The 24,997-nt window shown below is 35.9% G+C and carries 22 protein-coding genes; 14 read left to right on the forward strand and 8 right to left on the reverse strand.

Annotated features, from left to right (window positions below):
- Window positions 1-477: 477 nt before the first annotated feature.
- The 7 genes from pruA to GOQ17_RS10150 all read right to left on the reverse strand — a co-directional run bounded on the left by pruA (window position 478) and on the right by GOQ17_RS10150 (window position 5,775).
- Window positions 478-2,112 carry an L-glutamate gamma-semialdehyde dehydrogenase gene (gene pruA, locus GOQ17_RS10120; RefSeq protein ID WP_159637248.1) on the reverse strand — a complete coding sequence of 545 codons (1,635 nt, stop codon included), beginning with the start codon at window positions 2,110-2,112 and terminating at the stop codon, window positions 478-480.
- A 312-nt stretch (window positions 2,113-2,424) separates the two neighbouring features.
- Window positions 2,425-3,294 carry an AraC family transcriptional regulator gene (locus GOQ17_RS10125; RefSeq protein WP_159637250.1) on the reverse strand — a complete coding sequence of 290 codons (870 nt, stop codon included), beginning with the start codon at window positions 3,292-3,294 and terminating at the stop codon, window positions 2,425-2,427.
- 9 nt (window positions 3,295-3,303) lie between these two features.
- Window positions 3,304-3,954 carry a peptide-methionine (S)-S-oxide reductase MsrA gene (gene msrA, locus GOQ17_RS10130; RefSeq protein WP_159637251.1) on the reverse strand — a complete coding sequence of 217 codons (651 nt, stop codon included), beginning with the start codon at window positions 3,952-3,954 and terminating at the stop codon, window positions 3,304-3,306.
- 75 nt (window positions 3,955-4,029) lie between these two features.
- Window positions 4,030-4,638 carry a superoxide dismutase gene (locus tag GOQ17_RS10135; protein WP_159637252.1) on the reverse strand — a complete coding sequence of 203 codons (609 nt, stop codon included), beginning with the start codon at window positions 4,636-4,638 and terminating at the stop codon, window positions 4,030-4,032.
- A gap of 104 nt (window positions 4,639-4,742) precedes the next feature.
- Entirely contained in the window at window positions 4,743-5,213 is a 471-nt protein-coding gene (locus GOQ17_RS10140; RefSeq protein WP_159637253.1) for a nucleoside deaminase, read from the reverse strand.
- Between the two features lie 2 nt (window positions 5,214-5,215).
- The gene (locus tag GOQ17_RS10145) at window positions 5,216-5,554 is read right to left on the reverse strand and encodes a tRNA-binding protein (RefSeq protein ID WP_159637330.1); all 339 of its coding nucleotides are present in this window, start codon (window positions 5,552-5,554) and stop codon (window positions 5,216-5,218) included.
- Window positions 5,555-5,559: 5 nt separating this feature from the next.
- The gene (locus GOQ17_RS10150) at window positions 5,560-5,775 is read right to left on the reverse strand and encodes a hypothetical protein (protein ID WP_159637255.1); all 216 of its coding nucleotides are present in this window, start codon (window positions 5,773-5,775) and stop codon (window positions 5,560-5,562) included.
- 50 nt (window positions 5,776-5,825) lie between these two features.
- On the opposite strand from GOQ17_RS10150, the gene GOQ17_RS10155 reads away from it, so the two are divergent.
- The 12 genes from GOQ17_RS10155 (at window position 5,826) to GOQ17_RS10210 (ending at window position 21,954) form a co-directional block, all read left to right on the forward strand.
- Window positions 5,826-6,443 (forward strand): porin family protein, encoded by a 618-nt coding sequence (locus GOQ17_RS10155; RefSeq protein ID WP_159637256.1) that lies wholly within the window; start codon window positions 5,826-5,828, stop codon window positions 6,441-6,443.
- A 123-nt stretch (window positions 6,444-6,566) separates the two neighbouring features.
- A complete protein-coding gene (locus GOQ17_RS16665; RefSeq protein WP_159637257.1) occupies window positions 6,567-7,739 on the forward strand; it encodes a SusR-related protein in 1,173 nt (390 codons plus the stop codon).
- A gap of 9 nt (window positions 7,740-7,748) precedes the next feature.
- On the forward strand, window positions 7,749-8,183 hold the full coding sequence (locus GOQ17_RS16670; RefSeq protein ID WP_159637258.1) for a DUF6377 domain-containing protein: 435 nt from the start codon (window positions 7,749-7,751) through the stop codon (window positions 8,181-8,183).
- 206 nt (window positions 8,184-8,389) lie between these two features.
- Window positions 8,390-11,359, forward strand: coding sequence for a SusC/RagA family TonB-linked outer membrane protein (locus GOQ17_RS10170; protein WP_159637259.1), 2,970 nt, complete (start codon window positions 8,390-8,392; stop codon window positions 11,357-11,359).
- An 11-nt stretch (window positions 11,360-11,370) separates the two neighbouring features.
- Window positions 11,371-12,891, forward strand: coding sequence for a RagB/SusD family nutrient uptake outer membrane protein (locus GOQ17_RS10175; RefSeq protein ID WP_159637261.1), 1,521 nt, complete (start codon window positions 11,371-11,373; stop codon window positions 12,889-12,891).
- A gap of 34 nt (window positions 12,892-12,925) precedes the next feature.
- On the forward strand, window positions 12,926-14,404 hold the full coding sequence (locus GOQ17_RS10180; protein ID WP_236537120.1) for an endo-1,6-beta-glucanase: 1,479 nt from the start codon (window positions 12,926-12,928) through the stop codon (window positions 14,402-14,404).
- Between the two features lie 4 nt (window positions 14,405-14,408).
- Window positions 14,409-15,749, forward strand: a complete 1,341-nt coding sequence (locus tag GOQ17_RS10185; RefSeq protein WP_159637263.1) for a DUF5125 domain-containing protein — start codon at window positions 14,409-14,411, stop codon at window positions 15,747-15,749.
- Between the two features lie 178 nt (window positions 15,750-15,927).
- Window positions 15,928-16,713, forward strand: coding sequence for a succinate dehydrogenase cytochrome b subunit (locus GOQ17_RS10190; RefSeq protein WP_159637264.1), 786 nt, complete (start codon window positions 15,928-15,930; stop codon window positions 16,711-16,713).
- 21 nt (window positions 16,714-16,734) lie between these two features.
- The gene (locus GOQ17_RS10195) at window positions 16,735-18,669 is read left to right on the forward strand and encodes a fumarate reductase/succinate dehydrogenase flavoprotein subunit (RefSeq protein ID WP_159637265.1); all 1,935 of its coding nucleotides are present in this window, start codon (window positions 16,735-16,737) and stop codon (window positions 18,667-18,669) included.
- 80 nt (window positions 18,670-18,749) lie between these two features.
- Window positions 18,750-19,523, forward strand: a complete 774-nt coding sequence (locus GOQ17_RS10200; protein WP_159637267.1) for a succinate dehydrogenase/fumarate reductase iron-sulfur subunit — start codon at window positions 18,750-18,752, stop codon at window positions 19,521-19,523.
- 128 nt (window positions 19,524-19,651) lie between these two features.
- Window positions 19,652-21,655, forward strand: a complete 2,004-nt coding sequence (locus GOQ17_RS10205; protein WP_236537121.1) for a tetratricopeptide repeat-containing sensor histidine kinase — start codon at window positions 19,652-19,654, stop codon at window positions 21,653-21,655.
- A 32-nt stretch (window positions 21,656-21,687) separates the two neighbouring features.
- Complete coding sequence (locus GOQ17_RS10210; protein ID WP_159637269.1) at window positions 21,688-21,954, forward strand: hypothetical protein; 267 nt, start codon at window positions 21,688-21,690, stop codon at window positions 21,952-21,954.
- Window positions 21,955-21,956: 2 nt separating this feature from the next.
- Here GOQ17_RS10210 and GOQ17_RS10215 read toward each other — a convergent pair whose 3' ends face one another.
- Window positions 21,957-22,940: a hypothetical protein gene (locus tag GOQ17_RS10215; protein WP_159637270.1), complete on the reverse strand. Its 984-nt coding sequence runs from the start codon at window positions 22,938-22,940 to the stop codon at window positions 21,957-21,959.
- 156 nt (window positions 22,941-23,096) lie between these two features.
- On the opposite strand from GOQ17_RS10215, the gene dctA reads away from it, so the two are divergent.
- Window positions 23,097-24,362 (forward strand): C4-dicarboxylate transporter DctA, encoded by a 1,266-nt coding sequence (gene dctA / locus GOQ17_RS10220; RefSeq protein WP_159637271.1) that lies wholly within the window; start codon window positions 23,097-23,099, stop codon window positions 24,360-24,362.
- A gap of 20 nt (window positions 24,363-24,382) precedes the next feature.
- Complete coding sequence (locus GOQ17_RS10225) at window positions 24,383-24,994, forward strand: lysoplasmalogenase (protein WP_159637273.1); 612 nt, start codon at window positions 24,383-24,385, stop codon at window positions 24,992-24,994.
- Window positions 24,995-24,997: the final 3 nt, after the last annotated feature.

Consider the following 24,997-nt stretch of genomic DNA (forward strand, 5'->3'; position numbering starts at 1 on the left):
CATTAGGTAATTCTCGTGTATTGCTCACTAACTTAAGGTTCATTCCTTCCTTGCTTTGCCGTAAGCAAGTACTACGAAATCGGCTGACTTCTCACAGCTAGCTTTACTCCTTGCTTCTGAAAAAAAAATTCCACAAGTCTGTGAGATCTCCCCGGGTAAGAACGATAACTTTCCTCTCATGTGTCTGCTACATTTACCTTGATGCTTCTGTACAGTATAGGACTTTAGTTTGTGTTGCAACCTCATCCAGCATAGTAGGCCTTATATGTAGTTTCTGTCCGTCAGACCGAGAGTTTGCCTGTGGCTTCCTTCAGATTCCACCTCACGGTGGACACCCTTGCCTTCGGCTAACACTTCCAACTGTAATGGCGTGTTCGGGACTTGCACCCTAGAGTTATCGCCCATGCCGGGTGCACAACAAAAAAAGCTCCGAGAAAATCTCGAAGCTTTACAACCTAATCAACCATCTAATATCTATTATTCTTCAGATAAAAATGGATATCTATAATCCGTATCTGGGGTAAATGTTTCTTTAATCGTACGTGGAGAAACCCAACGTAATAAGTTAATCATCGAACCCGCTTTATCGTTTGTACCAGAACCTCTCGCACCACCGAATGGCTGTTGACCAACTACTGCACCTGTACATTTATCGTTGATGTAGAAATTACCTGCCGCATTGCGTAATGCATGTGTAGCTTGGTCGATAGCATAACGATCTTGCGCGATTATCGAACCTGTCAACGCATAGATCGATGTAGAATCAACTAATTTCAAAGTTTCTTCGAATTTAGCATCTTCGTAAACATAAATAGTCAATACTGGACCAAATAACTCTTCTGATAACGTTTCGTAATCAGGAGTCTTTGCCAAGATAACTGTTGGATGAATGAAATAACCTTTAGATTTATCGTATTCGCCACCAATTACCACCTCTGCATCAGCAGATTCTTTCGCTCTCTCGATATATTTTGTGATTTTGTCAAAAGCTTTCTCGTCAATAACGGCATTGATGAAGTTAGAGAAATCTTCTGTCCCACCGATTTTGAATGATTTGATAACCGCTTCCATCAAGTCTTTCAACTCTCCCCACAATGATTGTGGAATGTAAGCACGTGAAGCAGCCGAACATTTTTGTCCTTGGAACTCGAAAGCACCACGAACTAAAGCTGTATTCAATACTTTGATGTCTGCCGAAGAGTGTGCAACGATGAAATCTTTACCACCTGTCTCTCCTACGATACGTGGGTAAGTTTTGTATAAATGAATATTCTCCCCAATTGTTTTCCAAATATCTTGGAAAACCCCTGTAGAACCTGTGAAGTGAATACCCGCAAAATCAGGATGCTTGAAAATCACATCTCCTGCGTCAGGACCTGAGACATACACTAAGTTGATAACGCCATCAGGAAGACCAGCTTCTTTGAAGACTTGCATTAATACATTAGCTGAATAAATTTGTGTATTTGAAGGTTTCCACACCACTACGTTACCCATCATTGCCACACAAGTAGGCAAGTTACCAGCAATGGCAGTAAAGTTGAATGGCGTCAATGCGAAAACAAAACCTTCTAAAGGACGTTGCTCTAAGCGGTTCCATATACCTTTGCTATTAGCTGGAGGTTGTTGTTGGTATATTTCAGACATGTATTTTACGTTAAAACGTAAGAAATCAATGATTTCACATGCTGAGTCGATTTCAGCTTGATATGGGTTTTTCGATTGACCCAACATCGTAGCCGCATTTAATTTATAACGGTATTTTGTAGAGATTAACTCTGCTGCTTTCAAGAAAATTGCCGCACGTTGCTCCCACGGAAGATTTTCCCAATCATTTTTAGCCGCCAAAGCCGCATTAATAGCATCTTTCACATGTTGTTTTGTACCTTGAGAGTAATAACCCAATACATGTTGATGATCGTGTGGAGGCGTAAGTTTTGCTTTATTTTCAGTACGAACTTCTGCACCACCAATATACATTGGCACATCAATTTCTTGTGCTCTTGCTTCAGCAATAGCAGCTTTCAATAATTCTCGCTCTTTAGTACCTGGAGCGTAACTATATACAGGCTCATTTACTGGAGCCGGAACGTTGAAAAATCCTTTTAACATAATCGTATTTATTTGTAGTAAAGATACATAGAAACCATTAACACCGATTTACCCTATTTATCCATGTATAAACGTATTCTGTCAAATCAACACATCAATTCATTATTAAAATCTTAATTAAAGCTAATTTAGGTTTACGCTATAAAAGTAAAAATTATCATGCATATAATCTTGTTATTTATCGTCACTTCGACTTAAGGAGAAGTCTATTTGATAATCAATAGATATGCTGAAATATAAATTCTCCATGACTTAGATTTCTTGCTTCGCTTCGCGCGAACTGACGCACTAACACAATAGGAAATCCTCCAATTACATGTCCAAGCTATGCGCTTGAATATATTTCTTAGGAGACATTTTAGTTATCGCTTTGAAGACGCGATTAAAATGTACAATATTATTAAAGCCAACTTGAAAAGCAGCTTCGGCGATATTTTCGGATTTATTATTGAGTAATATTTGACAAGCTTTTTCGATACGTACTTCGTTCAAAAAGGTAATGTACGTTTTCATCGTGTGTTTTTTGAAGAACTTACAAAACGAAGTTGGCGTCATATGCACTAGTGAAGCCACTTGATCCACGGAAATATCTTCTTGATATTTGTCAAAAGTAAATTTATAAACCTGAGAGATGCGCACACCATCTTTATCCGAATAACTCATATCGCGTACACCAGAATACAATGAAACTGCATCATGACGGTGTTGCGTCAAAGCGTGTAACAGTTGCAAAAATTCTGCAAAACGTGGCATTCCCGTCTTGACCATCAGATTGGTAAAGAAATGCATCATCGATTCGGAAATCGAACGATCCAACATTTTGGACGTGTGCAATTCATTGAAATAATCGCGCACTGACTCAAATTCCGGAATGTGATATAACTTTTTCATCCGCTCGAGATTCACAAAAATATGAATAGCATGAATATCTCCTTTCTCTTCTTCGGCTTCGACTTCCCGATCAAACATATGTGGCTCATTCGGCTTCAACACAAAAATATCACCCGACTGAAAAGACTGCATCACATTACCGACCATTATCGTACCTTTTCCACGCAGAATATATGTTACCTGCGCTTCATCATGGCGATGATAATAATTATAAAAATTTTCCTTTTTATCCTCCAAAACAGCAAAAACACCTTCGCCGTAAACAGAAACGGTAAATTGAATCGGTTTCATGCGTCGAATCTACTTTTTCTTAAGTTTATTAGCGAACACTTTCTTCACTTTTTCAACTTTTGGACGAGCCACTAATTGACAATACATCTCATTAGGATTGTTATTATAGTAGTTCTGGTGATAATCTTCTGCTTGGTAAAATTTATCAGCCATTTCGATAGTTGTAACGATTGGTTTATCGAAAGCACCTGATTTATTTAACTCAGCTATATAGAAACGTGATTTTTCTTCTTGTTCCTTATTTAGAGGAAAAATCGCTGAACGATACTGCGTACCTACGTCATTCCCTTGACGATTTAATTGTGTAGGATCGTGCATCGTAAAAAATACTTCTAACAATTCATCAAAAGTAATTTTCGTCGTGTCATAAGTTACCTTTACCGCTTCTGCGTGTCCAGTATTTCCTGTACTGATTTGCGCGTAGGTTGGATTTTCTGTGTGCCCGCCAATATATCCAGAGACCACCGTGTCTACACCTTCCAACAACAATAATGGTGCTTCCACACACCAAAAACACCCACCTGCTAATATAGCTACTTCTCTATTTTCCATTTTAATTTCCTCAACTTTCACGTATTCCTTATGCATTTTCGCCTTGCTCTGACACGAAAATAAAACACATAATGTAATACCAACTAAGATAAAACTGAATAATTTCATATCATCACAATTTAATAATAACAAAGGCGACATACTAGGATGTCGCCTTATCAAAATCTTATATCAGATCTCAAATTATTTAGCCGCTGCGTAGTTTGCAGCTACTGCATCCCAATTAATTACATTGAATATTGCATCTAAATAAGCTGGACGTTTATTTTGATATTTTAAGTAATAAGCATGCTCCCAAACATCAATACCTAAGATTGGAGTACCTTTTACTTCTGCTACATCCATTAATGGATTATCTTGATTAGGAGTAGAAGTTACAGCTAATTTACCGTCAGCAGTAACGATCAACCAAGACCAACCTGAACCAAAACGAGTAGCACCTGCATTTTGCAATTGTGTTTTCAATTCATCAAAAGAACCGAAAGTTGCATTGATAGCATCAGCTAATTCGCCTGATGGCTGACCACCTGCATTTGGTCCTAAAATAGACCAAAACAATTTGTGGTTATAATGACCACCACCGTTATTACGAACAGCAGCAGGGTATTTACTAATATTTGCTAAAATATCTTCCAAAGAAGCATTTTCAACATCCGTACCAGCGATTGCTTTGTTTAAGTTATCTACATAAGCTTGGTGGTGACGATCGTGATGGATTTCCATCGTGTCTTTATCAATATGAGGTTCTAATGCGTCATTAGCGTATGGTAACGCTTCTAATTCAAATGCCATAGTTACTTATTTTTAAATTATCGAATTTTAATATTAAAATACAATACGAATATAACAATTCATGAGTCGTAATGTTTCATTTTAATGCCATTTTGTGGAAAAGTTTATCGTTTGCTTTTGAAAAAACGCTTCATCAGCTCACTACATTCTTCCTCCATAACCCCACTCACGATTTCTGTTTTGGGATGAATAATTTTTGGATTTATAGAGACGTAACCACGCTTTTCATCTTTAGCTCCATATACAATTCGGGATATTTGTGTCCAATACGATGCCCCTGCACACATCACGCAAGGCTCGACAGTGACATACAATGTACAATCTTTCAAATATTTTCCACCTAGAAAATTTGCGGCAGCGGTGAAGGCTTGCATTTCGGCGTGTGCCGTCACATCGTTAAGCCGTTCGGTTAGGTTATAACCTTTACCAATTATTTTTCCTTGACTTACAATAATAGCACCAATTGGCACTTCGTCTTCTTCATAGGCTTTTTCGGCAAGTTTGAAAGCTTCTCTCATGTAGATTTCATCTACATTGACGCTTTCTGCTCCTTCTTCAAAATTATATATTCGCATTCTTATATTAATTTTGCCCCATTTGGCAATTTTCGTTCTACACTTGTCAAGACAATATCGCCATTCTCGTCAGCAAAACCTGTCACTAAACATTCGGACATAAATTTTCCGATTTGTTTCTTGGGAAAATTGACAACTGCTACTATTTGTTTACCAATTAATTGCTCCTTGGCATAGTGCTTGGTAATTTGGGCACTTGATTTACGAATGCCTATCTCCTTGCCAAAATCGATATGTAATTGATAAGCAGGCTTTCGGGCTTCGGGAAAGTCTCGGACATCAAGAATAGTACCTACACGAAGATCCACTTTTACAAAATCAGCCCAACTAATTTCCATGATGATTGTTACAAACTATTACTAGACAAATCTGCTAATTGCTTTGAGAGCGTGAAGATAACATACTCTTGCGTACGTTTCAAACGTTTTGCTAATCTGTTGATAAGTAAATTTTCTTCTCCCTCATTATAAGATAGATCTTCTGCTGATAAGTGATTATACTTACGTTGAAGCTTTATTTTGAGAATTTCCCAATCGGAATTAGTAATTTTAAGACTTGACATAATTAAGTGAATAATTTTATAATTTAGACGTCTAAAATAACATTTATTCTATGAAAAAAACAATATTATTGGCATTAATCGCTACGTGTGGTTTCGTTTCGACGACGCTCGCACAGGATTTGAAACTTGGTATCAAAGCAGGTTTCAATGTAGCTAAATTAGAAACAAACGCTACTATCTTCAAGAATGAAAATAGTGTTGGCTATTTAGCTGGTATTTGGGGAAGAATCGGTGGTAGTAAATTCCACATTCAACCAGAAGCTTATTTTACGAGCAAAAGTGCAACGGTACACCCAGAGGCTGGAAACGCGGGTGCTGAACTTGTAAAAGGTGATATTAAATTTACGAATATTGACGTGCCTATATTATTAGGGACTAAATTTCCTGTAGGATTCGCAAAAGTAAAATTACAAGCAGGTCCATTATTCTCATTCGTCGTTGATGAAAATAATCCATATAAAGATAACGCTACTGGCTTTATCAATGAGGGCATCAGAGATTACAAAGATAAATTCGCTGCTTTGGTAGTTGGTACAGGCGTAGACTTTGGCAATTTTTCTGTTGACTTACGTTATGAATATGGCTTAGGAAACATCAGCAGAAACGAGACGGCTGGCAAACAGACCTTGAATCTTTGGACTATAAGTTTGGGGTATAGCTTATTTTAAGGTACATATATTTATAAAGACTAAAAAGCGCAATTATTTTGCGCTTTTTGTTTTTATTAAGGCTGTAATATCTATATTCAAACCTTGATACTAACAGCAATAAGACTATAGATGCTTTAAATTATGATTAAGCCAATTCTTTTATTATTTGCACTTATTCCACTACTTGTATTTTCTCAAGACATTAATAGTCTAGAGAAAGAACTAGACATTACTTTAGAAAAGGGTGATTATTATCATAGAGTCAAATTAGATGATATAAAAAACCTCAAGCAACAACTCAGAACCAGCAAACACTTAAGTAAGAATGAAACGTTTGAAATTAATTACAAAATAGCCAGTCAATATGCTAAGTTTCAATCTGACTCTGCACTTAATTACATACAAAAATGCAAAGCGTCTTTAACTAATCAGGATGATTCCCTTCATTCGATATTAGATCTGGATATGGCTTCATTATTCTCTACTTCTGGTCGGTATATTGAAGCAATTGATATTTTGCAGTCTATCCAAAAAAGCAATCTATCTGATAAAATATTGCCCAAGTACTATCAAACATACGGGTCATTCTACAGCCATTATGGGCAAAGCAACAATAACAATGAATTTTATAGATTGAGTGAAATATATAGGGATTCACTCATACGCAGTCTGGATACGAGTGAGATCCTATACAAAATAGAAAATGCAACGAAAAAGCTTTATCTCGGTAATAGAAATCAAGCTATAGAAGAATTTAAAGTACTCTTGCAACAAAATAGTAAAGACAATAATCAAGTCGCTATCATAGCTTATTTGCTAGGTATTGCTTATAAGAACGAAAACAATCCTGAGCTTCAGAAATACTATTTGATGATGTCTGCAATAGCAGACATTAAGAATGCCAATAAAGATAATGCTTCGCTACAGGATTTAGCCATGACGTATTATGGTTCTGAAGATTTTGATAGGGCTTTTTTACTTATTGACAAGGCAATTAGAGATGCTATTTTCTGCAATGTACGGTATAGAATTATTGAAGGTACCACCTTTTACCCTATTATCAATTCTTCTTACCAAAAGAAAATAAATGACCAAAACCGCAAATTGGTAATTAATCTGATTCTTATTAGTATACTCTCTTGTATTTTAATCATAGGAATTATTTTTATTGTAAAACAATACAACAAACTAAAAGCTATAAAGTCGCAGCTTTCTGAAACAAACAGCAAATTGCTAGTGATGAATCAGCAAATAAATAATAGTAATATTCAATTAGCAGAATCCAACCATATTAAGGAAGAATATATTGCATAATTCTTCGATATGTGTTCGTCCTATATCGAAAAAATTGATGCCATGCGAAAAGGTATGCTCAAAAAAGCAAACAATCAACATATCAGTGCGCTCATAACGGATCTCAAATCCACTAAAGTGATAGAGGAAGAAGTTACTGAACTATACCATAATTTTGACTCTATCTTCTTAAATCTATATCCATCTTTCATAGATGACTTTAATTATTTGTTGCGTACTGAAGAACATATCACACCAAAAAAGGGCGAACTTCTGAATACTGAACTTCGAATTTTTGCGCTTATACGCTTGGGTATTGATGACAGCGTCAAGATAGCTAGCTTCCTTCGGTACTCTTTGCGCACTGTTTACAACTACCGGACAAAAGTCAGGAATAAGGCTATTGGCAATAGGGATGAATTTGAAAATTGTGTGAAAAACATTGGAAATATCAATAGAAAATAACCTTAAAAAGGTACTTTTTTAAGCCTTAAAAAACCAACAATACACTGATAAACAATTATTTAACAAAACCACCAAGTACTTATATTCTTCTTCATATTTCTTATGAACTTTTGTATATCTAATTTTATACAAGCATAAAGTAAGAGGATTTTATGCTATACAGTACTACTGTATTTAGATAACCAATAATCTCTACGTTATAATTTATGAAAAGAAAAATACCATTATTCAATGTAATTGTATTACTGTTATTGGTAATACATGCGCAATCTGTTTATGCACAACAACTCCGATTAATCAAGGGAAGAATAGTAGATGCAGATAATCAATCTGCGATCGTAGGAGCAACTGTTGCAACAAAAGATGGGTCCATAAAAACTTCATCAAACAGCAATGGTTTGTTTGAAATCAATGTACCTGATAATGCTGAAATACATGTCACTTCGTTAAATTATGAACCATATATTTTCAGCGCTAAGGAATCCAACATTACGATATCCTTAATCCAACAAGTCAATAATTTGGAAGATATTGTAGTGATTGGCTACGGTAGTGTGAAAAGAAAAGATGTGACAACAGCTATTTCTTCCGTATCGATGAAGGATATGGAGAAAAGACCCATTGTTAATGTAGGTCAAGCGATACAAGGTAAAGCAGCAGGTGTGTCTGTAACACAACCTAGCGGTGCACCTGGAGGCGAAATGTCAATTCGCGTGCGAGGAACTACATCTTTCAATGCGAGCAATTCGCCTTTGTATGTTGTAGATGGAGTTCCTGTAGACAACATTAAGTTTTTAGCTCCAAATGATATTCAGGATATTCAAATATTGAAGGACGCTTCTTCTGCCGCGATATATGGGTCTAGAGCAGCTAATGGTGTAATACTCATTACGACAAAATCAGGGAATTCTGGAGTAGCAAAGATTGGGGTTAATGCGCAATATACGTCTAACGTCGTAAGCAATTCTTTTCAAGTATTGAATACAGAACAATATAAAGAGTTACAAGATGAAATAGGACTTGTTAATCTTCCGAATGGATTGAAAGATAATACGGATTGGTTTAAGGAGGCTTACAATACAGGTATTCAACAAAATTACCAATTGTCTATTTCGGATGGTACCGAAAAGCTTAAATATTATTTATCGGCTGGTTATGTAGGTGATGATGGTATTTTAGAAAGTTCGTATTTCAAACGCTACCATTTCAGAGGAAATATAGACAACCAAGTACGTGACTGGCTTAAGATTTCTGCAAATATCAATTATTCGGATTATAACGATAATGGCATTATTTCGGGTACAGGAGCTAATCGTGGCGGGGTAGTATTATCTGTTATCAATACGCCTGTGTACGCACCCATATGGGATCCACAAAATCCCAATCAGTATTACAACAACTTCTATGGAATCGGTAATATTACCAGTCCACTAGAGAACTTGAGTCGTGGAAAGTACAATAAGAATAGAGAAAATAGATTGTTAGCTTCTGGTAATGCGTTAATCAGCTTTACAGAGAATCTAAACTTCAAAACAGCACTGACACTGGATCGTAGAAATGGCTTAAATACCACATTCTTAGATCCTATCACATCTGTTTGGGGACGAAGCCAATACGGAACAGCATCAGACTCTAGAAATATGAATACATTGATTGTGTGGGATAATACGTTGAATTATACCAAACAATATGACAAACATAATGTGGATTTCATGCTGGGTAATTCGTGGACTGATTCAAAATACACGAATAGTTATATCAATGGATCGCATTTCCGTAACGAACTTATTCAAACGTTGAATGCTGCAAATAAAATCTCTTGGAATGGCACAGGTAGCGGTGCATCTAACTGGGCAATCATGTCTTATTTCGCACGTGCTATGTATAATTATGATAGCAAATACCTTTTGACAGTCAATATGCGTGCAGATGGTTCATCCAAATTGAGTCCATCTAACAGATGGGGGTACTTCCCTTCCTTATCCGCAGCTTGGAGACTATCTTCAGAATCTTTTATGGAAGATCAGACTTGGGTTGACGACTTGAAAATTCGTGGTGGCTGGGGTCAGACAGGTAACCAATCCGGATTAGGCGATTATGCTTACTTGCAATTGTACAATATCGAACGTTTTCAGTGGTTTCAAGTTGGATTTGAGAATGCTGTTCCAAACATTAGCCCAAGTAACCTTAGAACAAAAGATTTACGTTGGGAAACAACTACACAATCCAATGTGGGTATTGATTTCGTTGGTCTAAATAACCGATTATCAGTGACATTAGATTATTACCACAAAAAAACCACCGATATGTTGATGTATGCGACATTGCCTGACGGTCAGATTGCTAGTACTATTCGTAGAAATGAAGGCGAAATGACCAACAACGGTTTTGAAGCAACTCTTGGTACCAAGAACATCCGCAAGGCATTAACATGGGATACGGATTTTAATATTTCTTTCAACAAAAATCGACTGGATAATTTAGAGCTTCAAAAGATATACTATGCTGCAAAAACTTCCGAAATAGTAAACGATTATGTGGTAAGAAATGAACCAGGACGGTCTCTAGGTGGATTTTATGGGTATATATCGGATGGTGTGAACCCTCAGACTGGTGAATTGCTTTACAGAGATTTGAATAATGACGGTAAAATCTCTTCGTCTGATAGAACCTACATAGGAGACCCTAATCCTAAATTCACTTATGGCATGACCAATAATTTCTCTTATAAGAATTTTGACTTAAGTGTATTTATTCAAGGGTCTTATGGCAACGACATTTACAACGCAAGTCGTATAGAAATGGAAGGTATGTATGATGGTAAGAACCAAATCACTAAAGTACTTGACCGCTGGAAGATTCCTGGACAAATCACGGATGTGCCAAAAGCAGGTTATGACATCAAAAATTCTACCTATTTCATCGAAGATGGTAGTTATTTACGATTGAAAAATATTTCATTGAGTTATAACATTACAACAGAAAAACTGAGAAGAATTGGTTTTTCGAAATTACAACCTTATTTCTCTGCGAGCAACTTGTTGACTTGGACAAAATACACAGGTATGGATCCAGAAGTCAACCAATGGGGTAATAGTGGTAGTGTGCAAGGAATCGATTGGGGTACTTATCCACATAGCCGTTCATTCGTAATAGGTATGAATCTTGAATTTTAAATGGTAAGAACATGAAAACATATTTTAGAACATTAACAACCTTGATACTCTCATGTGCTCTTACATGGTCTTGTTCACTAAATCGAGATCCATTGGATTCGTTTTCGGATGTCACAGAAGGCATTAACGAACAAGGTCAAAATATAGTCTTTAAAGACAGAGCTGCGGTAGACAATTATTTAAACTCCCTCTATCAACAATTGAAAGATAGGCAAGAGCATTGGCATTTGGACTTGCTTTTGATTTCGGATGCGCATAGTGACAACGCCTACGCGGGCACGACAGGAGCTGAAGTTGTACCTTTTGAAAATAATTCGATAGAAGGCTCTAACTCTGTTATAGAGCGTGATTGGCAACGTTACTTGGAAGATATTGCACGTGCAAATCGACTTATAGTGTATATTGATAGTGTTGCAGATAATTCATTAAGTCCTGCACTCATCAGCTCTTACAAAGCCCAAGCTAAAATTTTTAGAGCTTTGGTGTTATTTGATATGGTAAGAATTTATGGTTTTATACCAGTCGTAATGACTGTAGCACCTGATATCACATCTGAAAATGTATCGGAAGTGTATCCACAATATTTTCCAAAACAGAGTACAGAAGAAGAAGCTTATAAGCAGATCGAAGCTGACTTATTGGATGGATTAGCCAATGCACCCGACATTAATCCAACAGACAAAACTCGCTTTTCAAAATCTGTAGCAAAAGCATTATTGGCTAAGATCTACGCAGAAAAGCCTATTCAAGATTACGCTAAGGTCATTCAATACGCAGAGGCTTTGGCACAAGACGGATTTGATTTAAATCCGAGTTATGCCGATGTATATCAATTGACAGCAGACAATAAAGATTTATTGCAACGCAATACCAAAGAATCCATTCTAGAAGCACAGTTTTTCCCAGGTGCAGGAAACTGGGCAAGTTGGATGTTTGGCCGAGATCTCTCCAACTACGATGTGAATTTCACTTGGGCGAAATGGGTTACTCCTTCAAGAGATTTGATACAAGCATATCAAAATGAAGGTGATAATATCCGCATGAACCAATCTATTGTGTATTACACGACTACTTGGAGCAATTATTATCCTTCATCGAATTATCCTTTTATGTTTAAGTTGAGATCAGGCATGAGCAGTATTATCAAATTAAGGTATGCAGATATTTTATTGCTCAAAGCGGAAGCTTTAATCATGCAATCCAACCCAAATCTTACAGCTGCAGCGGATATCATTGACAAAGTGAGACAGCGTGTATCATTACCTAAGTTGACATCGGCTGATAAAGCAAACAAAGAAAGTATGCTGAAAGCATTGCTAAAAGAAAGAAGACTAGAATTAGCTTTTGAAGGCCAAAGATGGTTTGATCTTGTGCGATTGAATAAAGTGGAAGAAGTAATGAATGCAGTATATGCCAAAGATTCGGGACGTAAGCCTTTGGTTTATCCATTTAATGAATTTTCTTATAGACTTCCAATTCCACAATCGAAAATTGACCAAAATCCTAACCTAATACAAAACCCAGGTTATTAAAATAAATATTATGAAACGCTCAAATTATAAACATATGATGCAATTATTTCTTTTGTCTGTGATATTATCCTCGATAGGATGTCAACAAAACAGTTTTACACCTTCTGCTACAAATGAAACCGGAGAAAAAGACAAGGGAGATGTAACACTATATGTCACCACAAACAATAGGGCATATGACTTGACTAAGTTGCATGTTGATTTTAGCTCAAAATTCAATATGTCTCCAAACACCATTCATATTGACAAAGACACTAAATTCCAATCAATAGAAGGCTTTGGCGCTGCTATTACAGGATCAACCTGTTACAATTTGATGAAAATGTCAAAAGAAGACAGAACAATATTTCTTACGGAAACATTTTCTGATGAAAATGGATATGGCATGAGTTATGTTCGTATTTCGATTGGTTGTTCGGATTTTTCACTCAGTGAATATACAGTTTGGGACACACCAGGGAAAGAAAATTTTGGGTTGCAGTCAGAAGAAAGAAATTATGTTATCCCCGTATTAAAAGAAATATTAGCGATCAATCCAAAGTTGAAAATCATGGGTTCACCATGGACAGCACCTCGCTGGATGAAAGTAAACAACTTGACAAGCCTAGCTCCTCATAATTCTTGGACAAGTGGACAATTAAATCCAAAGCACTATCAAGATTATGGATGGTATTTCGTGCAATGGATTAAAGCTATGGAAAAAGAGGGAATTCCTATTACTTCCGTTACCATTCAAAATGAACCTTTGAATCGTGGTAATTCGGCATCCATGTACATGACTTGGCAAGAGCAACAAAAGTTTATAAAAGAATCGTTAGGTCCACAATTGAAAAGTGCCAATTTAAACACTAAAATTTATGCTTTTGACCACAATTACAATTATGATAATATTGAAGACCAAAAGTCATATCCGCTAAATATATACCAAGATCCTGCAGCCGCAGCCTATATTACTGGTGCAGCATACCATAATTATGGTGGGGATAAGTCTGAATTACTAAATATTCATAATGCACGTCCTGATAAAGAATTGGTTTTTACAGAAACTTCTATTGGCGAATGGAACGATGGAAGAAATCTGCAAAAGCGTCTGACTGAAGATATGAAAGAAGTCGGTTTAGGGACGGTAAACAATTGGAGCAAAGCTGTCATTGTATGGAATCTAGTATTGGATACCGAGAAAGGTCCAAATCGCGATGGCGGATGTCAAACATGTTATGGAGCTGTGGATATCAACAGTAAAAATTACAAACACATTACCAGAAACTCACATTATTACGTGACTAGCCATCTTTCTTCGGTCGTAAAATCTGGAGCTTATAGAGTGAATACCACCGGCTACAAAGTGGACGGTTTGGAATATGCGGCATTTCAAAATACAGACAATTCTCTGGCTTTTGTAGTTCTTAATGACTTGAACGAAGCAAAGAAAGTGACTTTAAGTGATGGGAAAAATCATTTTTCTTATGAGATTCCAGCAAAATCAGTAGTTTCTTACAAATGGAAAAACTAACATCATGAAGCAATTAACAAAGTATCTATATAGTATATTGGTGTTTCACACGCTTTTTTATTCCTGCAAGACGGAAAAAGAATACGAATACCAAATAGGAAACCCTACCATATCAGTTAAAAACGAAGTAGCATCAGCCCTATTTGGGGATAGTTTAGCCTTTGATGTGGATGTTATGGATAGTGAAATTCCTCTTTCTACATTGAAAGTACAATTATTCTTCACAGACGATATGGTCTCAGAAACCACCATTCGTACAAAAGATAACGGTAACTATAAAGGCAAAATATTTATACCTTATCTAAAGGATATACCAAAAGGAAGGGCAACTTTACGTTACGTTTTACAAAATATAAGTCAAAAAACCACTGTAAAGGAGATTGATTTACCATTAGCACGCCCAGATTTCCCTTATTTGGATCTTATTACAAGTAATACCACGTACAAATTGCTTAAAGTTGCAGAGAATAAATATGCATTGACGCAAAACCTTCCGCATGCTGTAAAAGGTTATCTTAAAGCACCTAAAGTTGGTCCTTACGGCAATGAAATGATTTTTGGCTGGGTAAATAATGAAGTTCAATTAGGTAGTAATGCAGAAATACCATTTTCCTTTTCATCATCTACAACTTATACTATCGAATTCAACACCTTGACCTATGAAGCTGCTCCATTTATTATAGCTTACGCAGTTAATGGAAGTATCTTCAATAGATTGAATGATAATCAATACAGTGCTGACATAAACCTCAATAAAGGGCAAGAGGTGAAAGTTGATGGTATTGAGAATTTTGATGAATGGTGGATAGATCCTGATTATTTTACTAAAGATCAATCCGGAAAAATAACAAGCAATGTGATCAATGGAAAATACCGCATTATTGCAGACTTTAACCACAAATATTTGAATGTGGAAGCTATGAACGGTAACAGTTTAGCTACACTAAATGCTGATGGAACAGGCGCTGTATGGATTATTGGCGATGGTATCGGAAAACCTAGAGTATCTAATAATCATGTGGGCTGGAATACAGACAAGGCATTGTGTATGGCGCCTATTGGCAATAAACAATATCAAATTACTATCACAGGTAATGTAACGGTGTATACCGATTACATCAACATCAAATTTTTCCATCAAAAAGGCTGGGGTGGAGAATTTAAACATGAACAAATTTCTACTGATAGTGATTTTATATTCGTGGGTAATGGTACTAATGGCCGAGATTCTGGAAACTTAGGTTTATTAAGTGGTAAGCTCATTAATCAAGATGAATCCTACATACTTATAGTAGACCTATCAACAGGTAATGACAAAGCAAAATTGCTAGTAACAAAGAAATAATACTACCTATTTAAAACAAAGGCCATTGATCAAATTGATTAATGGCTTTTTTAGTTAATAAATTTTGATCTCAAAAACTACTTAGAATAATTCTAAATTATATCTTTTTTATGTGTTTAAAGTCATTTTAATAAATGATTAGGTATTTTTGCAGGAAAAATTTAAACATTAAAGGATAATGAGTAGTAAATCAAAGCCGCTATTTAGTTCTTCTCTAGGTAAGAAATTAATCATGAGCTTAACAGGACTATTTTTATGTTCGTTCCTGGTAATCCACTTGATTGGTAACTTACAGTTGTTCCAGAATGACGAAGGCTATGCATTCAACAATTATGCGCATTTCATGACGAATTTCGCTCCTATTAAAGTAGTTTCATACTTACTTTATGCATCTATTATCATTCACGCTGTCTACGCATTAATCTTAACAGCTAAGAACAAGGCTGCTAGACCAATTGGGTACAACCAAACTGCAGGCAACGCGAACAGTAAGTGGAATTCACGCAACATGGGTATTTTAGGTACTATTATTTTAGTATTCTTAGCTACACACATGCAACACTTTTGGTTTCAATACAAATTCGGGACTACGCCTTATGTAGAGTACAACACGGAGATAGCTACTGGAAACCGTCAAATCATTGCTTCGGAAGAACTTCCTTCGAACTATGATGGTTACAAGATTTTTTCAAACAATGGTGTGGAAACTATCCAAACTAAAGATTTGTACAAACAAGTAGCTGTTACTTTCCAAAATCCATTAATCGTATTATTGTACTTGGTTGCTATGGCTGCATTGTCATTCCACTTAATTCACGGATTCCAATCAGCATTCCAAACAATAGGTTTCAACCACAAAAGATATATTGGATTCGTAAAATCAGTAGGTATTTGGGTATTCGGTGTGATTATCCCTATTGCGTTCGCAGCAATGCCATTGTATTTCTTTTTCAAAGGTTTGTAATCTCTATTTAAAAATAAAGATATGTTAGATTCTAAAGTACCAGCAGGCCCATTAGCCGAGAAATGGTCAAAACATAAATTCAACATGAAGTTGGTGAATCCTGCCAACAAACGTAAATTTACTATTATCGTAGTAGGTACAGGATTAGCAGGTGCATCTGCAGCTGCTTCTTTAGCAGAATTAGGTTACAATGTAAAAACATTTTGTTACCAAGATTCACCTCGTCGTGCACACTCTATCGCTGCACAAGGTGGTATCAACGCTGCTAAAAATTATCAAAATGACGGTGACTCAGTTTTCCGTTTATTCTACGATACAATTAAAGGTGGTGACTACCGCGCGCGTGAAGCAAACGTACACCGTCTAGCAGAAAACTCTGTAAATATCATTGACCAATGTGTAGCACAAGGTGTTCCTTTCGCTCGTGAGTATGGTGGTTTGTTGGATAACCGTTCTTTCGGTGGTTCTCAAGTATCTCGTACATTCTACGCACGTGGTCAGACTGGACAACAATTATTATTAGGTGCTTACTCTGCATTAAATCGCCAAATCCACAAAGGAAAAGTTAAATCTTACACTCGTCACGAGATGTTAGATTTAGTAAAAATTGACGGTCATGCGAGAGGTATCGTAACACGTGATTTAGTTACTGGTAAGATTGAAACTCACGAAGGTCACGCTGTATTATTGTGTACAGGTGGTTACGGAAACGTATTCTTCTTATCAACTAATGCAATGGGTTGTAACGTAACAGCTTCTTGGAGAGCGCACAAACGTGGAGCTTTCTTCGCTAACCCTTGTTACACACAAATTCACCCTACTTGTATCCCTGTTACTGGTGACCACCAATCAAAATTAACGTTGATGTCGGAGTCATTACGTAATGATGGTCGTGTATGGGTTCCTAAAACAAAAGAATTAGCTGAGAAACTTCGTAAAGGAGAATTGAAAGCTGCAGATATCAAAGAAGACGACAGAGATTATTTCTTAGAGCGTAAATACCCTTCATTCGGTAACTTAGTGCCTCGTGACGTGGCATCTCGTAACGCGAAAGAAATGGTGGATGATGGTCGTGGTGTTGGTAAGACTGGTTTCGCTGTATTCTTGGATTTCCAAGATGCTATCAACCGTATGGGTGAAGATACTGTACGTGCGAAATACGGTAACTTATTCGACATGTACCACAAGATTACGGATGAGAATCCGTACAAACAACCAATGCGTATCTACCCTGCTGTTCACTATACAATGGGTGGTGTATGGGTTGATTACAACTTGATGACTACTGTACCTGGTTTATACTGTTTAGGTGAAGCAAACTTCTCTGACCACGGTGCTAACCGTCTAGGTGCTTCTGCATTAATGCAAGGTTTATCGGATGGTTACTTCGTAATTCCTTACACTGTAGGTGATTACTTAGCAAACTTAGGTAGCTTCGCTCCTGTAGATAAAAATCACCCTGCATTCGAGCAAACTCGTAAAGATGTTGAAGAACATGTAAACAAATTATTATCACTTCGTGGTACTAAAACTGTAGATGATATTCACAAAGAGTTAGGTCACATCATGTGGGAATACTGTGGTATGGCACGTACTGCTGAAGGCTTAACTAAAGCTAAAGGCTTAATTCAAGACTTGAAAAAAGAATTCTGGTCTAATGCCAATGTATTAGGCGAGAATGAAGAAATGAACATGTCTTTAGAGAAAGCTGGTCGTGTAGCTGACTTCTTAGAATTAGGAGAATTAATGGTGGATGATGCTTTAAATCGTTCCGAGTCATGTGGTGGTCACTTCCGTTTGGAATCTCAGACTGAAGAAGGTGAAGCGAAACGTAATGACGAAGAATTTGCTTATGTAGCAGCTTGGGAGTACAAAGGTGAAGGTCAACCAGAAGTTCTTCACAAAGAAGAATTGGTATTCGAAAATGTTAAGTTAACACAAAGAAGTTATAAATAGAATTGAGATATCAGATGTGAGATATTAGATTTATACTTTGTCTCACATCTTAACTCTCAACTCTCAAATCATATATAGATATGAGTAATCACATGAATTTAACGCTTAAAGTTTGGCGTCAAAAAAATGATAAATCAACAGGTCAATTCGTGACTATTCAAGCTAAAGACATCGCTGATGATATGTCTTTCTTAGAGATGCTTGACATTGTTAACGATGATTTGACTCGTAAGGGAGAAGACCCTATATATTTCGACCACGACTGTCGTGAAGGTATCTGTGGTATGTGTTCATTGGTAATCAATGGTCGTCCACACGGACCTAATCAAGGTACTACGACTTGTCAATTGCACATGCGCTCATTCCACGATGGACAGACTATCGTTATTGAGCCTTGGAGAGCAGCAGCATTTCCAGTTTTGAAAGATTTAGCGGTAGACCGTACTTCATTTGAGCGTATCCAACAAGCTGGTGGATACGTAAATGTAAATACAGGTGGTGTTCCTGATGCGAATGCAATTGCTATCCCTAAAGTAATTGCTGACGAAGCTTTCGAGTCAGCGACTTGTATCGGATGTGGTGCATGTGTAGCAGCATGTAAAAATGCTTCAGCAATGTTGTTCGTATCGGCTAAAATTTCTCAATTTGCTTTATTGCCTCAAGGTCAAACTGAGCGTTATGAGCGTGCTCAGGCTATGGTAGACCAAATGGACGCAGAAGGATTCGGTAACTGTACAAATACAGGTGCTTGTGAAGCTGAATGCCCTGTAGGTATTAAAATGACTAATATCGCTAGAATGAACAGAGAGTATCTAAGCGCTAAAATTCTTTCTCAAAGAGACATACACGCTTAAACCTTTTTTAGTAAAATACAAAGCCTGCTGTAGTTAAAACAGTGGGCCTTTTTTGTAATATAGTATTGATGGGTAAATGAATATTCAAATTATAGTTTTTATATTTGAATATCTACATCAACCGAATAATGCTACTATACCAAAGGATTAAAATATTAGTGTATTTACTAACGCTTCTATTTTTTTCAATACCGATCAAAGCTCAAATTCTTAATACTGATAGTCTACTTAGACTAATTAATGAAACAAATACAGATTCATTAAATGGTCAAATATATTATGATCTTGCTAGAAGCAACTATGCAAGTGACACTAAAAATGCACTTCTGTGGGCTCAACAAGGTGCAAAATATTTTTCAAACACCTCCCATCATCAGCTCATGACACGCTGTATGAACCTGGAAGCGGTTTGCCTATTCATACTTGACAAACATGAGGAAAGCGTAAAACTACATTATAAAATCCTTCGTATTCGCGAACAACATCTGGACACATTGGGAATGGGCGAGACCTTACTCAATATTGGAAATAATTACTATAGAGGTCATGATTTAGAAGAAGCTATTAAATTTTATCATAAAAGCCGAGAATATGCACTCAAAAGCAATAATACAAAGTTATTAGCTAGTTTAAATAATAATCTTGGCAATTACTACAAAGACAAATATGCAGAAAGTAAACAACCAAACGACAAAAATTTAGCTATCAAACACTTAAAAGAAGCGGTCTTTTATAAAGAAAGATTAAAAACAGACCGTACATTAGAAAAGACCTATACAATTTTAGCACATGTTTATTATGAATCAACTGACTATAAAAACTCACTCTATTATGCTAAGAGAGCAGAAAAATATGCCTTGACATATAAAAACGATGAAGCGGTTGGAAGTAGTAAAATATTACTTTGCGAAATTGCATTAATAAATAAAGATTATGACTTAGCACAGTCCATTTTAGATGAGCTTTACATTTATTTAAGTGATAATAAAGCCTTTCATATTCTGAACCTATTCGATGGAAAAATAGTGGTATTACGTGACAAAATTAGAAATCTTCGCGCCAATACTTCGTCTTCTCTAGACACTTTAGATGACGCCAATTACAATTCATTACTTTTATCAAGACAAAAAGTACGGGAAGAATTAAATATTCAATACGAAACTGAAAAAAAAGAGCTTGAAAATGCTAATTTAAAATTGAAAAACGAACTAGCTGAAGGTAAGACCAACAAGGCGATAATTATTACAGTCGTAACTTCTCTTTTTTCTATAATCTTGCTTGGATTACTTCTAAAGTTGAAAAAGAAGAATAAGGCCATTTCTGAATCAGAACAAGCCATAAAGAAGCAAGCTTTACAATTGTTTAATCAAAATAATTTACTCAAAGAATCAGAAGCTTTCAAAACTAAATTGTTCTCTATTATCTCTCATGATCTAAAATCTCCTATCAATTCTCTAAAACTTATTGTCCAGATGTCAAATGATAAACAATTGACCTTGGAAAATTATGCATATTTAATGAGTAATGTAAAAATAGAATTAGACGTCACGTCAAATTTGCTTGAGGATTTACTGTTTTGGTCTAAGGCGCAGATGAGATCCAATTCCGTAAAATGGATAGCTGTTAATCTTAATAACACTGTCGAGAAATGTATAACAACCCTTTCTTCAAGTATTAAAATCAAACAACTTTGTATTAAAAACCATATTCCTCTGGACTTTACAATTTTGGCCGACCAAATGAGATGTGAGTTTATCATTCGTAATATCCTTCATAATGCTATAAAATATAGTGAACTATGCCGTGATATTGAGATTGGTATATTGCACAAACATGAAAAATGGGATATTTATGTGAAAGATAATGGCATTGGAATATCTCAAGATCATTTAGAAAAATTATTTGATTACGAACAGTCACGAAGAAGTTTAAAAGGCACTATGGATGAACAAGGAGCAGGTATTGGTTTGTTACTATGTCATGATTTCATAGAAGAATTAGGTTGGAATTTTAATATTGAATCAGAGATTGGTAAAGGTACTACTTTCCATATTATGCTTCCCAAAAACGATAAGGAGTTTAATTCACAAGTTATGACCATCAAAAATAATAAGGAAATGCAATGGAATTAATATAAACATAGTTTATATAGTATCTTTGTAGCATGGACAAAGCTCTTTTAGTAAATATCGTCTTATTGATTCACATGGCGCTGACAGGCATCATGCTTTTTCGATTATTCAAACTGAAAAACGCTACTGGCGGTCAGCTCATTCTTACTTTTGTTGCCTTAACAATTCCAATTTTAGGGCCTTCTGCATTGATTGCCTATTACAATAAAGAAACAAAGAAGCAAAAACTCGCAAAGGAGAATATTAAGTCCACTGCTTACGCTCCAAGAAAAAATTATTCAAAACGTAAGAAAAGTTAAATCTAACTTTTCACCAAATCAATATTTTCTCTGAAATTTCCGTTTTCGTCCTCTATAAATGACATCGGTTTTTCCGGGTTTTGGATAATTTCAAATAATAAGAAACCCCAAGGTTTCCAAAAATTCTCCAGCACCTGACCATAAGTTTTCACGACCCAATTATCAAAGATTGGTTTGAGTGTCCAATCGTTCAATGGCATTGGTTCTACATAGACTTTTTGCGGTGTTTCCATGTAGGTATATTCTGGCAAACGATTGAATAAATAAGCCGAATAGAAATATCGCGCACAAATCTCTTCAAATTGCACGGGATGCAATTTCTTACCCTCCACTTTTGTCAATACGTCCTCATGATAAATTGCGTGCGTACCATTATCCTGAAGCGTCGCTATAATCGCAAAATTTTTCATTCGTAAGGAGAAAATCAAAGTATTGATTTCATCACGGTACAAAAATGTATTATCTGCATTATCTACTTCAAAAACCTGAACCGTAAAAGGATTTTTGTGTTCAAATTCCATCGGAACTACTATTGACTGCAACATCGCATGTAGGTTTCGGAATTTATGTACCAAAGCTTGCGAGAAGTTCATATCCTCACCAGACATGACAGCTTGACGAATACCCGTTTGAATCTCATTAAATACGACTCCGTACAATATTTTAGCTACCCATTGAAAAAGTATTTCTTGTGAAAGCTCTTTTACTGCAGCACAACCATTTTCCATGGCACGCTCGACTTGCGACTCCACTTGTTCAAAAGCTAAGGCAGCATCCACAGAACAAGGTAACTGCAACTGCTTATAGGTCACAAAACTTTCATCCAACATTTTGAAAGATTTCTCCTCCAAATCAAAAGCACGCATCATCCAAACTGGAAATACTTGAATTTTCTCATCTGCAGAAGCCAACTTCTCCCCTGTCAAAAAACAAGACGTATTATCAAATTTGAAATCTAAAAATGGATTGTAAAGTTTTGTCGTCATATTGCCAACAAAGGTAATTTTTTTATCGCTTTAAAACACGTTTACATAATGTATTGACGAGAATCTGACTTTGTGTTAAAATGCTGTTTGACTTTAAAAAATTAAACTTATTTTAGACCACTAGAATAATTACATAACCTATAACCAAAACATTTTATGAAGAAGCTTTTTAAAACGCTTTATTTCCAAGTTATTGTAGCCATTTTAATTGGTGTAGCATTAGGGCATTTTTATCCCGATATGGGTGTTGCATTAAAGCCATTTGGAGATGGGTTTATAAAGCTAATCAAAATGATTATTGCGCCTTTGATATTCTGTAGTATCGTGTTGGGAATTTCGGGAATGCAGGATGTCAAGAAAGTGGGTAAAATTGGGATTCGCTCGATGATATATTTTCAGATAACTACATTCACAGCCATGTTTATTGCGCTTGCGGTTATCAATCTCGCTAAACCAGGCGAAGGAATGAATATAAATGTAGATCATCTGGACACAAGTCAAGTCGGTAATTATATAGAGGGTGGAAAAGAGCAGAAAGGTATCGTAGCCTTTTTGCTTGATATCATTCCTAATAATATCATTGGTTCCCTAGCTGAAGGAAATATTCTACAAGTATTATTTTTCGCTATTCTATTAGGCTTTGCCTTTGCAAAGATGGGCGCAAAAGCAGAACCAGTAAAAGTTGTTTTGCAATCATTTTTGGATGGTATTTTCTTAGTTATCAAAATGATTATGAAAGTAGCGCCTTTGGGTGCAATGGGTGCCATTGGATTTACGGTCGGACGATACGGATTGGACATTTTGAAATCATTAGGCATGATGATGTTTTGGTTTTATATAGCCTGTTTGATTTATATCTTCGTGTTCATTGGATTGATATTGTACCGCAATAAAATTAGTCTTTGGAAATTCCTTCGCTATATCAAAGAGGAATTGTTAATTGTGCTGGGAACATCTTCTTCTGAATCTGTTCTTCCTGCGATTATGGATAAATTGCAAAAAGCTGGATGTAATAAATCGGTGGTTAATCTGGTTATTCCTACTGGCTATTCTTTCAATTTGGACGGAACAGCTATTTACCTGACCATGGCATCTGTATTCTTAGCACAAGCTATTAATCAACCGATGGGACTTAGTGAGCAATTATTTCTATTATTTGTATTGACATTTACCTCCAATGGCGCAGCCGGTGTAACAGGTTCTGGTTTTATCATCCTTGCCGCAACTCTGCCTGTAGTTGGCCATATACCTGTAGAATCCATTGCAATTGTCTTCGGAATTGACCGTTTTATGAGTGAAGCGCGCGCGTTAACAAATATTATCGGAAATGCTACTGCAGGTTTAGTACTTTCTAAATGGGAAAATGAATTGGACATGGAACAACTGAATAATGTATTGGACCAGAAAGAAATTGCAAATTAATATTAGATTACCTCAATCTGATGAAAAGAACACTTTCGATATTCTTAATAATAGTATTTATAATCGATCTGATTATTATTGGTTTTCAATGGAGTTCTGATTTACGTTTTTACACCAAACCCTTATTAATACCAATTTTGATTCTGTATTACCTCTGCAGTGTAACTCAGAAAAATTGTTTGTTTATTGCTGGTCTAGTAATGAGTTTTTTGGGAGATTTATTTTTGATGTTTTCGTGGGGATTTATAGCTGGATTAACTAGCTTTTTAATCGCCCACATATTATACATTCTTGTGTTTAAAGATTATTTCAAACACAAGAATGTTTACATAATCCTTTTCATTCTAATATATATTAGTGCATTGTATAGTTTTCTTTTTCCATACTTAGGGACTATGAAAATTCCAGTTTTACTATACGCAATTACAATTGGAACAATGCTACATGTTGCAATTGGGACAAAATTAAAATGGTTAATGGTAGGCGCTGTATTATTTGTATTATCTGATACTATTTTAGCAGTCAACATCTTTTATCAAAAATCTCTTATTGGCAGCTTAAGCGTAATGTTGACTTATGTACTAGCTCAATATTGTTTGGTAGAAGGAATGATAAATAAAAGGGTTGAATAGAAT

It is taken from the genome of Sphingobacterium composti (genome assembly GCF_009829075.1).
In the GTDB taxonomy this organism is placed as follows: Bacteria; Bacteroidota; Bacteroidia; order Sphingobacteriales; family Sphingobacteriaceae; genus Sphingobacterium; species Sphingobacterium composti.

Coding starts and splice junctions, on each gene's coding strand:
- pruA (WP_159637248.1), bottom strand. CDS start 2,112: ATGTTAAAAGGATTTTTCAACGTTCCGGCTCCAGTAAATGAGCCTGTA.
- GOQ17_RS10125 (WP_159637250.1), bottom strand. CDS start 3,294: ATGAAACCGATTCAATTTACCGTTTCTGTTTACGGCGAAGGTGTTTTT.
- msrA (WP_159637251.1), bottom strand. CDS start 3,954: ATGAAATTATTCAGTTTTATCTTAGTTGGTATTACATTATGTGTTTTA.
- GOQ17_RS10135 (WP_159637252.1), bottom strand. CDS start 4,638: ATGGCATTTGAATTAGAAGCGTTACCATACGCTAATGACGCATTAGAA.
- GOQ17_RS10140 (WP_159637253.1), bottom strand. CDS start 5,213: ATGCGAATATATAATTTTGAAGAAGGAGCAGAAAGCGTCAATGTAGAT.
- GOQ17_RS10150 (WP_159637255.1), bottom strand. CDS start 5,775: ATGTCAAGTCTTAAAATTACTAATTCCGATTGGGAAATTCTCAAAATA.
- GOQ17_RS10155 (WP_159637256.1), top strand. CDS start 5,826: ATGAAAAAAACAATATTATTGGCATTAATCGCTACGTGTGGTTTCGTT.
- GOQ17_RS16665 (WP_159637257.1), top strand. CDS start 6,567: ATGATTAAGCCAATTCTTTTATTATTTGCACTTATTCCACTACTTGTA.
- GOQ17_RS16670 (WP_159637258.1), top strand. CDS start 7,749: ATGTGTTCGTCCTATATCGAAAAAATTGATGCCATGCGAAAAGGTATG.
- GOQ17_RS10170 (WP_159637259.1), top strand. CDS start 8,390: ATGAAAAGAAAAATACCATTATTCAATGTAATTGTATTACTGTTATTG.
- GOQ17_RS10175 (WP_159637261.1), top strand. CDS start 11,371: ATGAAAACATATTTTAGAACATTAACAACCTTGATACTCTCATGTGCT.
- GOQ17_RS10180 (WP_236537120.1), top strand. CDS start 12,926: ATGATGCAATTATTTCTTTTGTCTGTGATATTATCCTCGATAGGATGT.
- GOQ17_RS10185 (WP_159637263.1), top strand. CDS start 14,409: ATGAAGCAATTAACAAAGTATCTATATAGTATATTGGTGTTTCACACG.
- GOQ17_RS10190 (WP_159637264.1), top strand. CDS start 15,928: ATGAGTAGTAAATCAAAGCCGCTATTTAGTTCTTCTCTAGGTAAGAAA.
- GOQ17_RS10195 (WP_159637265.1), top strand. CDS start 16,735: ATGTTAGATTCTAAAGTACCAGCAGGCCCATTAGCCGAGAAATGGTCA.
- GOQ17_RS10200 (WP_159637267.1), top strand. CDS start 18,750: ATGAGTAATCACATGAATTTAACGCTTAAAGTTTGGCGTCAAAAAAAT.
- GOQ17_RS10205 (WP_236537121.1), top strand. CDS start 19,652: ATGCTACTATACCAAAGGATTAAAATATTAGTGTATTTACTAACGCTT.
- GOQ17_RS10210 (WP_159637269.1), top strand. CDS start 21,688: ATGGACAAAGCTCTTTTAGTAAATATCGTCTTATTGATTCACATGGCG.
- GOQ17_RS10215 (WP_159637270.1), bottom strand. CDS start 22,940: ATGACGACAAAACTTTACAATCCATTTTTAGATTTCAAATTTGATAAT.
- dctA (WP_159637271.1), top strand. CDS start 23,097: ATGAAGAAGCTTTTTAAAACGCTTTATTTCCAAGTTATTGTAGCCATT.
- GOQ17_RS10225 (WP_159637273.1), top strand. CDS start 24,383: ATGAAAAGAACACTTTCGATATTCTTAATAATAGTATTTATAATCGAT.